We start from the raw sequence: 12730 nt of genomic DNA, 5'->3' as shown, positions 1-12730 counted from the left end.
AGACGCGATTACATCTGTAAAAAGGCATAGCCCTGATTTTCCAGCGTCGACACCGTGGTCGGGCTGGACAATGCATGAATCACCGACCGATCGATCCAGTCGCGCGGATAGTGATGGAACGCCACCGACTGATCGCACACCGAGACTTTGACGCCCAGCTTGTTCAGCGCGCCAATCAGTGCGAGGTTGGGGTTATCGACGCCGTAAAACTGCTTAAAATGCGCGTTATCCAGCGTGGCGGGCGTGGCATCGCCGGTCATTGACACCACAAACTGCAGCTGTTCGGCCGGTACGCCAGCGGCGATGTACAGATTGACCACGCGCGCCACACGCTCCAGCCCGAGGTTAGGCCGTTTGATATCGCCTTCATTGCGGGTCAGCTGAAATACCACTTTGTTGCTCAGCCCCACTGCCGGTTTAAACGCGGCGTCGGCTTCATAATGAATTTTGCCGTAGCCCGCGACCGCCGGCGTGCTCCAGAACCCGTCCGGATCGGCAGGTTCGGCGGAAAAATGGCCCGCGATACGCTGATACAGGTCATCGCTTTTGATTACGGCGGCACCGACCATCCCACCCACGATGGCAATCAGGGCATAGGAAACAACAGAACGCATAGAAACTCTCCGGCATGCACTGCGCGTTAATTCACAGTCCGTTTGAAAAAGTGCTTTATCTATACCACAGCGCGCGGCGGGCAAAACGCCTGTACTGGCGGGCTGTCCGGCGTTTGGCTGCCAGCAGAAATCATTGCGCTTGCTGATTGAATAAGGCTGTTAATTGAGCGGTGCGGGCGAGTTGAAAAATAGCTGGCCGGAAAAACCGGCAGTCACCAGGCAGAGGGATGCATGGCAGATGACAGCGCCTCATCGTGCGGGTTAATACTGTCATCGCGCGCCGCCAGTTGACCAGTGAGCAAAACCTGACCATTCATTTCTGGGCTGGTGATGCACGGCCAGAGCAGCACGATAAAAATCACTGATGGATAAAGCGGGCCAAGCGTGGGATTTCAGGCGTGTTTTTCAGAGTAAACCTGGAAAAAACCATGCCAGATTCAATTATTTTGAGCAACTTTACGTAACTTTAAATTCATCAGTGCGCTGCGCCTTTTTATGTTGCCTTTTCGCTATTCAATTTTTTGCTACAAATTTCGCGTCAGTCAGCCATTCTTTGCCATCACGTCAATGTGACGGCGGCATTTGCTTGTATCCTCACTGTGGTTAAGATAGAGCCGCGGCAGAAAAGGAAACGCCGCCACAGAACATTGGCATGACTTTCCTGTCCAATGGCAGGAGACTTTTACAGGATCAAGGCATGTTTAACCGGTTGAAAAAATCAGTGCTGGCGGCCCTTATTCCTGCGCTGCTGCTCACGCCTGCGGTCGGTGTCCGCGCCGATCTGAGCGACAATTTGCCCGACATGGGCACCACGGCAGGCTCCACGCTTTCCATTAATCAGGAGCTGCAGATTGGCGACTTCTACGTGCGCCAGCTGCGCGCCAGCGCGCCACTGATCAACGATCCGCTGCTTAATCAGTACATTAATGAACTCGGCCAGCGGCTGGTGGCACACGCCCATTCGGTGCGCACGCCGTTTCACTTTTTCCTGATTCAGAATGACGAGCTCAACGCTTTCGCCTTCTTTGGCGGCAATGTGGTGCTGCACTCGTCGCTGTTCCGCTATACCGATAACGAAAGCCAGCTGGCGTCGGTGATGGCGCACGAAATTTCGCACGTGACGCAGCGTCATCTGGCGCGCGCCATGGAAGAGCAGAAGCGCAGCGCCCCGCTCACCTGGGTCGGCGCGCTGGGTTCGATCCTGCTGGCGCTGGCCAGCCCGCAGGCCGGGATGGCGGCGCTGACCGGTACGCTGGCCGGTACGCAGCAGGGGATTATCAGCTTTACCCAGGGCAACGAGCAGGAAGCGGATCGCATCGGCATTCAGGTGCTGCAGCGCGCCGGTTTCGATCCGCAGGCGATGCCCGCATTTCTGCAAAAGCTGGCCGATCAAAGCCGCTTCTCGTCAAAACCACCGGAAATTCTGCTGACGCACCCGCTGCCCGATAGCCGCCTGGCCGACGCGCGCAACCGCGCCAACCAGATGCGCCCGGTGGTGGTGCAGTCGTCGCAGGATTTCTATATGGCGAAGGTGCGCGCGCTGGGTATGTACGCCACCGGCCGCAATCAGCTGACTGACGATTTGCTAAATGAGTACGCCAAAGGCAACACGCGGGAACAGCAGGCGGCGCAGTACGGCAAAGCGGTGCAGTTCCTGCAGGCAAAAGATTTTGCCAACGCGAAAAAGATCATCGCGCCGTTGCTGGCGAAGCAGCCGGATAACCTGTGGTTCCTTGATATCATGACCGATATCGACATCGGTCTGAACCAGCCGCAGCAGGCCATCAGCATGCTGAACGCCGCCCGCGGCAGCCAGACCAGTCCGGTGCTGCAGCTTAACCTGGCGAACGCCTACGTCGAGGCGAAGCAGCCGGCCAACGCCAGCCGCATCCTTAACCGCTACACCTTTGCGCACCCTGACGATCTCAACGCATGGGATTTACTGGCGCAGGCCTCAGCCGCGCAGGGGCTGCGCGATGAGGAGCTTTCGGCACGGGCTGAAAGTCTGGCGCTGAACGGCCAGCTCGATCAGGCCATCACCACCCTGAGTAGCGCCAGCGCCCAGGTGCCGCTCGGCAGCCTGAAGCAGGCGCGTTACGATGCGCGCATCGACCAGTTCCGCGAGTTGCAGCGGCGTTTTAAGCAGTATGCAAAAGGGTAAATAGCCGGTTACGCGGGTGGATGGCCGGCAGGATTTCGGTGCGCACCAATGGTTATTCGTAGGGTGCATATTGATGCGCACCAGCAGTTATTCGTAGGGTGCGCATTCATGCGCACCTGGCAACAATGGATTACCCAGGATAAAAAACATGGTCCGTATTTATCACAATCCGCGCTGCAGCAAGAGCCGCGAAACCCTCGCGCTACTGCAGCAACAGGGCATTGAACCGCAGGTGGTGCTGTATCTCGACACGCCGCCGGACATCGATACGCTAAAAACGCTGCTGCAACAGCTGGGCATGCACAGCGCGCGCGAGCTGATGCGCCGTGGCGAGGAAATCTATAAAACGCTGGGGTTGGCCAGTAACGATCTCAGCGAACAACAGCTGTTACAGGCGATGGTGGAGCATCCAAAACTGATCGAGCGGCCGATTGTGATTCAGGGCGACCGCGCACGCATTGGTCGTCCGCCGGAAGCGGTGCTGAAGATTCTCTAAAGCCCCAGCGCCTCTTTCACGAAGGGAATGGTCAGCTTGCGCTGTGCGCTGATCGAGGCGCGATCAAGACGATCAAGCGTGTCAAACAGCGTGCGCATTTCGCGGTCGAGGCGTTTCAGCAGGAAACGCCCAACGTCTTCCGGCAACTCAAAGCCGCGCAGGCCGGCACGCAGCTGCATCGCCTGCAGTTTGTCCTCGTCGGACAGCGGCTGTAAGCGGTAAATTTGTCCCCAGTCGAGACGTGACGCCAGATCCGGCAGGCCCAGATTGAGCTGACGCGGGGGGCGATCGCCGGTGATCAGCAGGCGGGTTTTGCCGGTTTCCAGAATGCGGTTGTAGAGATCGAAGATCGCCATCTCCCACTCGGCTTCGCCGGCGATGCACTCAATATTATCAATGCACACCAGCGCCAGGTTCTCCATGCCTTCCAGCACTTCCGGCACGAACCAGGTGCGCTTATCGAGCGGCACATAACCCACCGCTTCGCCGCGCGCGGACATTTCGGCGCAGGCTGCGTGCAGCAAATGGCTGCGGCCGCCGCCTTCGCGCGACCAGAAGTAGAGATAGCTGCCGTGCTGTTGCGCCAGCGCGCCCTGCAGCGCCGCCAGCAGTGACGGATTTTCCCCCGGCCAGAAACTGGCGAAGGTTTCATCATCGGGTAGATAGAGTGGCAGTGAAAGCTGTGCCGGCGTGTTCAGAAGTACCTCAACGGATGAGCGGGCAGAAAACCGGGCAAGTTTATCACGATCCTCCACAGAGATGAACCGGGCTTCCCTGCCCGCAGGATCCTTTAAAGCTCGCGTTTTTCTTCTGCGTCCAGCACCACTTCTTCCGGACGTAACAGACTGATTACGCGGAAAATCAGCGCCAGGCCAACGCCGACGATGGTGGCCAGCGCCATGCCCTTCAGCTCGGCGGCGCCCACGTGCACCTTCGCGCCGCTGACGCCAATGATCAGGATCACCGAGGTGAGGATCAGATTCTGCGCTTTGTTGTAGTCGACTTTGGATTCAATCAGCACGCGAATACCGGAAGCGCCGATCACGCCATACAGCAGCAGCGACACACCGCCCATCACCGGTACCGGGATCGCCTGGATGGCGGCCGCCAGTTTACCGACGCAGGAGAGCAGAATAGCGAAGATTGCCGCGCCGCCGATCACCCAGGTGCTGTAAACGCGGGTGATCGCCATGACGCCAATGTTTTCACCGTAGGTGGTATTCGGCGTGGAACCAAAGAAGCCGGAGATCATGGTCGAAAGGCCGTTGGCGAACATCGAGCGATGCAGGCCGGGATCGCGAATCAGATCCTTCTTCACGATGTTGGCGGTGACTACTAAATGGCCCACGTGCTCGGCAATCACCACCAGCGCTGCGGGCAGGATGGTCAGCATCGCGGCCCACTCAAAGCGCGGCGTGTAGAAGGTCGGCAGCGCAAACCACGGCGCGTTTTCCACCGCGCTCCAGTCAACGATACCCATGGCCGACGACAGCGCGTAGCCGACCAGCACGCCAATCAGGATCGGGATAATGGCAAAGAAGCCACGGAACAGCACCGAGCCAAACACCGTCACCGCCAGCGTCACCAGCGAAATAATGATGGTTTTACTGTCCGCTGTGGTGCCGTCAGCGGGCAGCAGCCCGGCCATATTCGCCGCTACGCCAGCCAGTTCGAGACCAATAACCGCCACGATGGCCCCCATCGCCGCCGGTGGAAACATGACATCGAGCCAGCCGGTGCCGGCCTTCTTTACAATCAGCGCCACAATGCAGAACAGCGCGCCGCACAGGATAAAGCCGCCGAGCGCCACTTCATAACCGAGCGGCAGCAGCAGCAACACCGGCGAGATAAAGGCAAAGCTGGAGCCAAGATAGGCCGGGATTTTGCCTTTACAGATAAACAGATACAGCAGCGTGCCGACACCGTTGAACAGCAGCACGGTCGCCGGGTTGATGTGGAACAGAATCGGCACCAGCACGGTGGCGCCGAACATGGCGAACAGGTGCTGCAGGCTGAGCGGAATGGTTTGAAGAAGCGGTGGGCGTTCGCTAACGCCTATGGCTCTGCGAGTCATCATTTATCCCCTATACGTTTATTTTTATGCTCGTTCGTCAACGCCGCACCTTATCGTAGTGGCGCAATTGATTGCGCCTTGTCCGGATGGGCACCATAGCTTGCCCGGCATCAGCGCGATAAATCGCGCCGCTACAAAATGTGCATCCTGTCGATACGGTGTCTGACTGAACGGTATTTTTGCCAAAAAAAAGCCGACTCTCTGGCCGGCTGGTTTATTTATTTGGTTCCGAAAATCTTGTCGCCGGCGTCGCCGAGGCCCGGGATAATGTACCCCTTCTCGTTCAGGCCCTGATCGATTGACGCGGTGTACAGCTCAACGTCCGGATGCGCTTTCTCCAGCGCGGCAATGCCTTCCGGCGCGGCCACCAGCACCAGCACTTTAATACTGTTGCAGCCGGCTTTCTTCAGCAGATCGATGGTGGCGATCATCGAGCCGCCGGTCGCCAGCATCGGGTCAACCACCAGCGCCATACGCTCTTCGATGTTTGACACCAGCTTCTGGAAGTAAGGCACCGGCTCCAGCGTCTCTTCGTCACGGTAAACGCCCACCACGCTGATGCGCGCGCTCGGTACGTGTTCCAGCACACCTTCCATCATGCCAAGGCCAGCACGCAGAATCGGGACGACGGTAATTTTTTTGCCTTTGATTTGATCGACGTCGACCGGACCGTTCCAGCCTTCAATGGTCACGCGCTCGGTTTCGAGATCGGCGGTGGCTTCATAGGTCAGTAAGCTGCCCACTTCCGAAGCCAGCTCGCGGAAGCGCTTGGTGCTGATATCATGCTCACGCATCAGGCCCAGTTTATGTTTGACCAGCGGGTGTCTGACTTCCACGATCTTCATGATTATTCTCCCGGAATTGAGTTGAGCTAAAAAAAAATCGCCGGATTATACCGCCTTTTTACCGCCGCGCCACCGGTGATTGGTCAGGTAACGTGCACAAATCGCCTGAGAATAAGGATTAGCGAAAAATCAGCACGCTGCAAAGGTGCCCTGAGATGGGACTCGCAAACGTTTGCCTGCACTGGTAGAATTGCCGCGCTTAATTTTTGCCACCAACCGCAATCGCGTGGGGATTCCGCAGTGACCGACAAAACCTCTCTCAGCTACAAAGACGCCGGTGTTGATATTGATGCTGGTAACGATCTGGTTGACCGTATTAAAGGCGTAGTAAAGAAAACCCGCCGCCCGGAAGTGATGGGTGGACTGGGTGGCTTTGGCGCGCTGTGTGCGCTGCCGCAGAAATACCGCGAGCCGGTGCTGGTCTCCGGAACTGATGGCGTCGGCACCAAGCTGCGTCTGGCGATGGATCTCAAACGCCACGACAGCATCGGCATCGATCTGGTCGCGATGTGCGTGAACGATCTGGTGGTACAGGGCGCTGAGCCGCTGTTCTTCCTCGACTATTACGCCACCGGCAAGCTGGATGTGGATACCGCCTCCGCGGTGATCACCGGTATCGCCGAAGGCTGTCTGCAGTCGGGCTGTGCGCTGGTCGGCGGTGAAACCGCTGAGATGCCGGGCATGTATCACGGCGAAGATTACGACGTGGCCGGTTTCTGCGTCGGCGTGGTGGAAAAATCTGAGATCATCGACGGCAGCAAAGTGCAGGATGGCGACGTGCTGATCGCGCTGGGCTCCAGCGGTCCGCACTCTAACGGCTACTCGCTGGTGCGTAAAATTCTTGAAGTCAGCCAGACCGATCCCACCACCAAACAGCTGGAAGGCAAACCGCTGGCCGATCACCTGCTGGCGCCGACCCGCATCTACGTGAAAAATATCCTCAGCCTGATTGAGCAGGTTGACGTGCACGCCATTGCCCACCTGACCGGCGGCGGCTTCTGGGAAAACATTCCGCGCGTACTGCCGGATAACACCCAGGCGGTGATTGACGAGAAAAGCTGGCAGTGGCCGGCGGTATTCAGCTGGCTGCAGCAGGCCGGTAACGTCAGCCGTCACGAGATGTACCGCACCTTTAACTGCGGCGTGGGCATGGTGATTGCGCTGAGCCCGGCCGATGCCGACAAAGCGGTACAGCTGATGACCGCGGCTGGCGAGCAGGCGTGGAAAATTGGCGTGATTAACGCGTCTGATGCCGAAGAGCGTGTGGTTATTAACCCATGAAGAAACTGGTTGTACTGATCTCCGGCAACGGCAGCAATCTTCAGTCCATCCTCGACGCCTGCGAGAGCGGGCGTATCAACGGCAGCGTGGCTGCCGTTTTCAGTAATAAAGCCTCGGCCTATGGTCTGACGCGGGCGCAGCAGGCCAGCGTGCCTGCTCACGCGCTGTCCGCGCAGGATTTCGCCGATCGCGACGCCTTTGACCGCCAGCTGATGCAGCAGATCGACGCTTATGCGCCGGATCTGGTGGTGCTGGCCGGTTATATGCGCATTCTGAGCCCGGCGTTTGTCGCGCACTATCACGATCGACTGCTGAATATTCATCCGTCGCTGCTGCCGAAATATCCCGGTTTGCATACGCATCGCCAGGCGCTGGCGAACGGGGACGCGGAACACGGGACGTCGGTGCATTTTGTGACTGATGAGCTGGACGGTGGACCGATCATTCTGCAGGCGCGCGTGCCGGTATTTGCCGACGATGACGAAGCTGAGATCAGCGCCCGCGTGCAGCATCAGGAGCACGCGATTTACCCGCTGGTAATCAGCTGGTTTGTCGAAGGACGATTGCAGATGCGCGCGGGCAAAGCGTGGTTAGATGGCGAACCGCTGCCGCCGGAAGGTTATGCGCACGATTGATTGACCTTGACGCCGTGCGCTTGCAGGAATTACGCAATAAATTGCGCCGCTACGGGGCTGTGCCGGCTTTTATTACTGCATGATTTCTTTGCACATTTCGTAGCGGCGCGATTCTTCGCGCTAACCTAACAATACTTACCCAAACCGGCCGGTAATATAATCCTCGGTGCGCCGCGCCTGCGGTGCGGTGAAAATCCGGTCGGTTTCATCAAACTCCACCAGCTGCCCGTTATGCATAAACGCGGTGTAATCGGATACGCGCGCTGCCTGCTGCATGTTGTGCGTCACCAGCACCAGCGTGAAATGCTGCTTCAGCGTGGTCATCAACTCTTCAATCACCAGCGTCGAGATCGGATCCAGCGCCGAGGTGGGTTCATCCAGCAGCAGCACTTCCGGCTCGATGGCGATGGCGCGCGCAATCACCAGACGCTGCTGCTGACCGCTCGACAGCGTCAGCGCATTCTGCCCCAGCTGATCTTTCACTTCGCCCCACAGCGCCGCCGCCCGCAGCGCGCGCTCGCAGGCCTCATTCAGCACGCGACGATCGCGCACGCCCTGCAAACGCAGACCGTAAACCACATTCTCATAGATCGACTTGGGGAACGGATTGGGACGCTGAAACACCATGCCGATGCGTCGCCGCAGCGCCGGCAGGTCCTGGTTCGCCTGCATCACCGCGTGGCTATCGAGCAGAATCTCGCCTTCGATGCGGCAGCCATCAATGACGTCGTTCATGCGATTGAAGCAGCGCAGCAGCGTCGATTTACCACAGCCGGAGGGCCCAATCAGCGCCGTGATGCGATGCTTCGGGATCTGCAGATCAATGTTATTCAGCGCCTGCCGTTCGCCGTACCACAGCGACAGCTGGTTAACGGTGAGCGCAATAGCGTAATCGGGCGTCATGTGTAAACCTTATTAGTGCGTCATAAGCCGGTAGCGCTCGCGCAGGCGATGGCGCAGCACCATCGCCAGCAGGTTAAGCGACAGAATGATCGCCACCAGCAGCAGTGCCGTAGCATACACCAGCGGTCGATCGGCGTCGATGTTCGGGCTCTGGAAAGCCAGATCGTAAATCTGAAAACCGAGATGCATAAATTTACGGTCAAGATGCAGGTAAGGAAACACCGCATCGACCGGCAGCTCAGGCACCATTTTGACCACGCCCACCAGCATCAGCGGTGCAGTTTCGCCGGCGGCGCGCGCCACCGCCAGAATCAGGCCGGTGAGCATTGCCGGTACCGCCAGCGGCAGCACCACGCGCCACAGGGTTTCTGCCTGGGTTGCGCCCAGCGCCAGCGAGCCCTGACGCAGATTGTCCGGAATACGCGACAGCCCCTCTTCGGTGGCGACGATCACTACCGGCAGCGTCAGCAGCGCCAGCGTCAGCGCCGCCCACAGCAGGCCAGGCGTGCCGAAGGTAGGATTGGGCAGCGAGCGGGAGAAGAACAGCTGATCGAGGGTACCGCCAATCAGCCAGACAAAAAAGCCGAGGCCAAACACGCCATACACAATCGACGGCACGCCAGCCAGATTCACCACCGCAATGCGCACCAGCCGGGTGAGCGCGTTGCGCCCGGCGTATTCGTGCAGCCAGACGGCGGCCACCACGCCCAGCGGCATGACAATCACCGACATCAGCAGCACCATCAAAACAGTGCCGAAAATCGCCGGCAGCGCGCCATTTTCACTGCCGCCCGAGGTGGGCGAGTCACTGACAAACTGCCAGATCTGACTGAGGAAATGCCCGATTTTCTGCCCGAGGCTCAGGCTGTTTGGATACCAGGCGGCCACCACCTGCGCCAGCGGAATCAGATGATCGTCGCCCTGCACGTCGCGCAGCACCAGCGTATCGCGCTGGCTTTCATGCTGCAGATGCGCCAGCTGCTGCGCCAGCGCGCCGAAGCGTTTATGCAGCGCCGCGCTGTTGGCATCCAGTTCTGACTGATCCTGCAGGCTGAAGTGACCACCGCGCCGCTGCTCGTCAGCCTGCTGTTGCAGACTCTCCAGCTGCGCGTTAAGGCGCGCCATTTCAATACGCCGGATGTTGCTCGCCTGGCGCAGCTGCTCATGCACCTGCTTCAGCCGCTGCTGCAGCAGTGCATCGCGGTCGCGCGCGGTCAGCACCTCGTTGTCTTCACGCAGCTCCACCAGCCAGCCGTAGGCATTGCCGCCACTGCGTCGCTGTAGCACCAGCACTTCTGCCGGGCGTCGGGTTTGCGCTTCGCCCTGACTGACGATGACGCGGAAATCCGGCGCGGCAAAATCGCGGTTGCCGGTTTTCACTACGTAGCGCCAGCGATCGCCATGCTGCTGGCGATCCAGCGTTTCACCCAGCACCATCAGCGGTGCCCCCTGCGGCGGCTGGAACTGATACTGATCGACCGGCTGCGGCCAGAACGCCCTGACGCCCTGCCAGCCCAGCAGGCCGATTAATAAGGTAAATGCCAGCAGGCAGACGGCGACCGCACCGGCAGTCAGCCAGCGCCAGCGATCGTTTTGACGCAGCGCGCTCATGCCTGCCCCTCATGCTGACTGTAGCGCTGACGCAGCCGCTGGCGAATCAGTTCCGCCACGGTGTTGATCGCCAGCGTGAATATCAGCAGCAGCAACGCACTGAGAAACAGGATGCGATAATGGGCGCTGCCCGCCGCGGCTTCCGGCATTTCAATGGCGATATTGGCTGACAGCGCGCGCAGCCCGGCAAACAGTCCGCCTTCGCTCACCGGCGTGTTGCCGGTGGCCATCAGCACAATCATGGTTTCGCCCACCGCACGACCAAAGCCGATCATCAGCGCAGCAAAAATGCCTGCCGACGCGCCCGGCAGCACCACGCGCGTCAGGGTTTGCCACGGTGTCGCGCCCAGCGCCAGCGAGCCCTGCCCCAGCGCCACCGGCACGCTAAACAACGCATCTTCCGCCAGGGTAAAGATCAGCGGCACCAGCGCGAAGCCCATCGCCAGCGCCGCCACCAGCAGGTTACGCTGCTCATAGTGCGCCAGCTGTTCGCCCATCTGCGGCCACCACAGTGTCGGCAGCCACAGCGTCAGTAACGTCACCAGTAACAGCAGCGGCATCAGCAGCAGCACTTCAAAACCGGGCCGCCGCCAGCGCGCCGGCAAACGCGGACTGAGCACGCCGCACACCAGCAGCGTGGCGGCCAGCACCAGCGGCAGCAGCATCACGCCAGGCAGCGCGCGGCTGATGTGCGGCGCCAGCCACACGCCAGCGATCAGGCCAATCACCACGCTCGGCAGCGCGCCCATCATTTCAATGCCCGGCTTGACCCAGCGGCGCAGGCCCGGCGACATAAACCATGCGGTATACATTGCCGCCGCCAGCGCCAGCGGCGTGGCAAACAGCAGCGCCAGCGACGCTGCTTTCAGCGTGCCGATCACCAGCGGCATCAGGCTGAATTTGGCCTGATAGCTGTCGCCGGCGGCGGTGGATTGCCATACCCAGTCCGGCTGCGGATAGTTTTCATACCAGATTTTCTGCCACAGATTGCGCCAGCTGAAATCGGGCCACGGATTATCCAGCGCGAATTGCTGCCACTGTCCGGCACGTTCGACGAACAGGCTATCGCCGCGCGGAGACATTGCTAGCGCACTGATGCCCGCGGCCAGCTGGCGCGTGACAATCGGGCCCGCCTGCTTGCTGGCGAACAGGCGCACCACGCCCTGCGCGTCAAAGCTGGCAAAAACGCGCCGCTGCGCCTCAGGCACGATGCCGAGCACACCCGCGCTGTGCGTGAAGGTGTGAATCTGCTGCAGCCGTGGCCCGTGGTCGCCGGTAATGGCAAACCACTGCTGAATGCCACGCGCATCCTGAATCAGTAAGCTGCGCCCGCCCGCCAGCAGTTGCAGGCTGCGCGGTTGCTGAGTCAGCGTCTGGGTTTCCCGCAGCTGCGCGCCCTGCGGCGTAATCTGCCACACCCGCAACAGCCGTCCGGCACTGGTGTACAGCAGCGTGCCGTCCGGCGACAACCGCATCAGGTCGGCCTGCTCACCGGGCAATACAATCAGGTCGATGCGTTTCTGGCCGGCAAAGGTCAGCAGGCTGATACCGGCCGGCGTTTGTGCGGCGATGCGCCACTGGTGATCGCCCGGCACTGCCAGCGCCATCTGGCTGACCGCGCCCTGCGGCAGATGCAGCGGCCGATCGCCCAGCGGGAAATACCATTCACCGTGCTGGCCGTGGATGAGCGGTTGCATCAGCAACAGATCGCCCTGCATATTGAGCAATACGCTGCTGCCGTCGCTGCTGGTCACCGCCGCCTGCGGCTGGCCGTTCAGCGCCAGCGCGTCGCCCGCTGGCTGGCCGTCGAGCGGAATAAAGCGCGCTTCGTTGCGGCTGATGCGCCAGCCGAGCTGGCCTTCGCTGCCCAGCGCCAGCGCCGGGGCTTTGTCCCACAGCTGCTGACTGAGCGTCGGCTGCATGCCCGGCGCGCTGAACAGCGGCATCACCACCCAGATCAGCCAGAAGAACAGCAGCAGCATCAGCAGTAAAATTCCCACACCGCAGGCCGTGACGATGCGGCGCACGAACTGATCGATGACGCGTCGACGACGGTCACTAAAGTGGACAGGAATACGATTTATGCTCATGCAGGCCAGAGTTACCCTTG

The 12730-nt window shown here is 60.0% G+C and carries 11 protein-coding genes; 4 read left to right on the top strand and 7 right to left on the bottom strand.

From position 1 onward, the window contains the following. Positions 1 to 8: 8 nt before the first annotated feature. The gene (locus H7K56_RS10770; RefSeq protein WP_021506593.1) at positions 9 to 614 is read right to left on the bottom strand and encodes a DsrE family protein; all 606 of its coding nucleotides are present in this window, start codon (positions 612 to 614) and stop codon (positions 9 to 11) included. 697 nt (positions 615 to 1311) lie between these two features. Here H7K56_RS10770 and bepA point away from each other — a divergent pair. Together bepA and arsC are read left to right on the top strand one after the other, a co-directional pair. Further along, complete coding sequence (gene bepA / locus H7K56_RS10765) at positions 1312 to 2775, top strand: beta-barrel assembly-enhancing protease (protein WP_021506592.1); 1464 nt, start codon at positions 1312 to 1314, stop codon at positions 2773 to 2775. 148 nt (positions 2776 to 2923) lie between these two features. Continuing rightward, complete coding sequence (gene arsC / locus H7K56_RS10760) at positions 2924 to 3271, top strand: arsenate reductase (glutaredoxin) (RefSeq protein WP_182689007.1); 348 nt, start codon at positions 2924 to 2926, stop codon at positions 3269 to 3271. Here the strand turns inward: arsC and hda are convergent. The 3 genes from hda to upp all read right to left on the bottom strand — a co-directional run bounded on the left by hda (position 3268) and on the right by upp (position 6190). Continuing rightward, on the bottom strand, positions 3268 to 3969 hold the full coding sequence (hda, locus tag H7K56_RS10755) for a DnaA inactivator Hda (protein ID WP_031279417.1): 702 nt from the start codon (positions 3967 to 3969) through the stop codon (positions 3268 to 3270). The two genes, arsC and hda, sit on opposite strands and share 4 nt — an antisense overlap. Before the next feature lie 92 nt (positions 3970 to 4061). Then, complete coding sequence (gene uraA / locus H7K56_RS10750) at positions 4062 to 5345, bottom strand: uracil permease (RefSeq protein WP_031279414.1); 1284 nt, start codon at positions 5343 to 5345, stop codon at positions 4062 to 4064. Between the two features lie 218 nt (positions 5346 to 5563). Beyond that, a complete protein-coding gene (gene upp / locus H7K56_RS10745; protein ID WP_010617600.1) occupies positions 5564 to 6190 on the bottom strand; it encodes a uracil phosphoribosyltransferase in 627 nt (208 codons plus the stop codon). 240 nt (positions 6191 to 6430) lie between these two features. Between upp and purM the strand changes: the two genes are divergently transcribed. Continuing rightward, positions 6431 to 7471 (top strand): phosphoribosylformylglycinamidine cyclo-ligase, encoded by a 1041-nt coding sequence (gene purM / locus H7K56_RS10740; RefSeq protein WP_021506588.1) that lies wholly within the window; start codon positions 6431 to 6433, stop codon positions 7469 to 7471. Next, complete coding sequence (gene purN / locus H7K56_RS10735; RefSeq protein ID WP_021506587.1) at positions 7468 to 8106, top strand: phosphoribosylglycinamide formyltransferase; 639 nt, start codon at positions 7468 to 7470, stop codon at positions 8104 to 8106. Before purM ends, purN begins: the two co-directional genes overlap by 4 nt. A gap of 135 nt (positions 8107 to 8241) precedes the next feature. On the opposite strand, the gene pstB is transcribed toward purN, so the two are convergent. The 3 genes from pstB to H7K56_RS10720 are packed head-to-tail and all read right to left on the bottom strand — an operon-like array spanning position 8242 to position 12710. After that, positions 8242 to 9009, bottom strand: coding sequence for a phosphate ABC transporter ATP-binding protein PstB (gene pstB, locus H7K56_RS10730; RefSeq protein ID WP_021506586.1), 768 nt, complete (start codon positions 9007 to 9009; stop codon positions 8242 to 8244). A gap of 12 nt (positions 9010 to 9021) precedes the next feature. After that, positions 9022 to 10620, bottom strand: a complete 1599-nt coding sequence (gene pstA, locus H7K56_RS10725; RefSeq protein WP_150360857.1) for a phosphate ABC transporter permease PstA — start codon at positions 10618 to 10620, stop codon at positions 9022 to 9024. Further along, positions 10617 to 12710 carry an ABC transporter permease subunit gene (locus tag H7K56_RS10720; RefSeq protein ID WP_150360858.1) on the bottom strand — a complete coding sequence of 698 codons (2094 nt, stop codon included), beginning with the start codon at positions 12708 to 12710 and terminating at the stop codon, positions 10617 to 10619. The genes pstA and H7K56_RS10720 overlap by 4 nt, the downstream gene beginning before the upstream one ends. Positions 12711 to 12730: the final 20 nt, after the last annotated feature.

This window comes from Pantoea dispersa, assembly GCF_014155765.1.
Classification (GTDB): Bacteria; Pseudomonadota; Gammaproteobacteria; order Enterobacterales; family Enterobacteriaceae; genus Pantoea; species Pantoea dispersa.
This window is presented reverse-complemented; position numbering and strand designations above follow the sequence as displayed.

Bases quoted from the DNA above. Each gene is read 5' to 3' on its own strand.
- pstB (WP_021506586.1), bottom strand. From the start codon at position 9,009: ATGACGCCCGATTACGCTATTGCGCTCACCGTTAACCAGCTGTCGCTG.
- H7K56_RS10770 (WP_021506593.1), bottom strand. From the start codon at position 614: ATGCGTTCTGTTGTTTCCTATGCCCTGATTGCCATCGTGGGTGGGATG.
- purN (WP_021506587.1), top strand. From the start codon at position 7,468: ATGAAGAAACTGGTTGTACTGATCTCCGGCAACGGCAGCAATCTTCAG.
- upp (WP_010617600.1), bottom strand. From the start codon at position 6,190: ATGAAGATCGTGGAAGTCAGACACCCGCTGGTCAAACATAAACTGGGC.
- uraA (WP_031279414.1), bottom strand. From the start codon at position 5,345: ATGACTCGCAGAGCCATAGGCGTTAGCGAACGCCCACCGCTTCTTCAA.
- bepA (WP_021506592.1), top strand. From the start codon at position 1,312: ATGTTTAACCGGTTGAAAAAATCAGTGCTGGCGGCCCTTATTCCTGCG.
- H7K56_RS10720 (WP_150360858.1), bottom strand. From the start codon at position 12,710: ATGAGCATAAATCGTATTCCTGTCCACTTTAGTGACCGTCGTCGACGC.
- pstA (WP_150360857.1), bottom strand. From the start codon at position 10,620: ATGAGCGCGCTGCGTCAAAACGATCGCTGGCGCTGGCTGACTGCCGGT.
- arsC (WP_182689007.1), top strand. From the start codon at position 2,924: ATGGTCCGTATTTATCACAATCCGCGCTGCAGCAAGAGCCGCGAAACC.